Here is a 1,475-nt window from a genome sequence, read left to right on the forward strand (position 1 = left end):
CACGTCGCAGACACAAAATCAATGGGTCCTGACCCTAATGTAACTTTAACTCGAATCTGATACCGCTTTCGGGGAACGACTGGGAGGAAACGATGCGGCACGAAAGCAGGTTTGCGGCCTGGATCAGGTCAGGCGGCAACAGCGTCTTCGTCTTGCCGATGGGTCCGGTTCAAGCACCGGAAGTCAAATTCTCGGTGGTCCCGCACCGACTGCTGGATAGCATCATCGACGATGCGCTGGCAGCTGGCGTTGCCCGGCTGAATGGCTTTCTCCCCGAAGGTGTCAGCATTGACATCACATCGGTCGATCTGACCACGATCAGAGATCAACTGCGCGCCTCAGTCGCGGACCGGCTGAACGAGACGGGTGTTCCAGTCAATCCCAACGATACGGTCATCAACGCGATCCTCGCGCGATATGCCGAGAGGCTGAACGGCTATTTCCAGAGAGACGCGCTTCAACTTACAAGCTATATCTGGCGCAGTCAGGACGATGCCCGTGTTCGCGCGGCACATGCCGAGTACGACAATCGGGTCTTCGCATGGTCCAGTCCTCCTGCCGACGGCCACCCAGGCGAGGCATGGAACTGTCGATGCACAGCCGAACCGATCCTTGATCCTCAGGATCTTCCTGGGGGAGCGGTCTGCGACATCCTGAATGGCAATCGTCTCTCCGGTGTATTCCCTGATGCCGCTAGAGACCGTCTGGCTCAAGTTGCCCGGGAAATCGACCTGCAGATCGTGACGGCTCAGTTAAACAGTCCCGAACGTCTCGCGCATTTCTTCGGTCAGGTGCTTCAGGAAGTCGGGCCACGAATGCGGCTTGTCGAGAGCCTCGACTATCGTGCCGACCGCCTGGGATCGATCTTCAGCTATTTCAGGCGCAACCCGGATGAAGCCCTGCTCTACGGGAGAACTGCCGACCATCCCGCAGATCAGGAAGCGATCGCAAACCGAGCCTATGCCAACCGCAACGGTAACGGGAATGTAGAGAGCGGTGACGGATGGAGGTTTCGCGGGCGCGGCCTGAAACAGATCACCGGTCGCGCGGGTTACCGAGCCTTCACCGAAGATCACGCCCTGATGTTTGGCGAACAGGTTGATTTCGAGGCAGAACCGGACCTGCTGGGGACACCTCGCTACGCTGCACGTTCGGCTCTTTGGTTCTGGCGCGCAAATGGTCTCTTTGGGCTCGCGGACGCTGGGATCAACCGCGCCGCCGCAGACAGCATTACCGCAATCATCAATCCCGGCACCGACACCTACGGACAACGCTGGGAAAACGTTCGTCGGCTGAGCGAGTCGGAGGTCTTCGCAAACGTCTGTCGGTTCTCCGTCTCTCGCCCGCGCTTCGAGGACGCGGAATGAGAGCCGCCCTTCGTCTCCTCACTGCTGTCTTGCTTATGGGCGTCGCCAGTCGGTCCATTGGACAAACGCTCTTTGATGGCCCTTCGGTAGAAACGCCTGAGCTCCGGG

The 1,475-nt window shown here is 59.1% G+C and carries 1 protein-coding gene; it reads left to right on the forward strand.

Features of this window, described 5'->3' with window-relative positions; genetic code table 11:
• Positions 1 to 92 precede the first annotated feature (92 nt).
• Positions 93 to 1,367 carry a phage minor head protein gene (locus EZM81_RS17915; RefSeq protein ID WP_136646726.1) on the forward strand — a complete coding sequence of 425 codons (1,275 nt, stop codon included), beginning with the start codon at positions 93 to 95 and terminating at the stop codon, positions 1,365 to 1,367.
• Positions 1,368 to 1,475: the final 108 nt, after the last annotated feature.

This window comes from Tabrizicola sp. YIM 78059 (genome assembly GCF_004959785.1).
GTDB classification, from domain to species: domain Bacteria; phylum Pseudomonadota; class Alphaproteobacteria; order Rhodobacterales; family Rhodobacteraceae; genus Tabrizicola; species Tabrizicola caldifontis.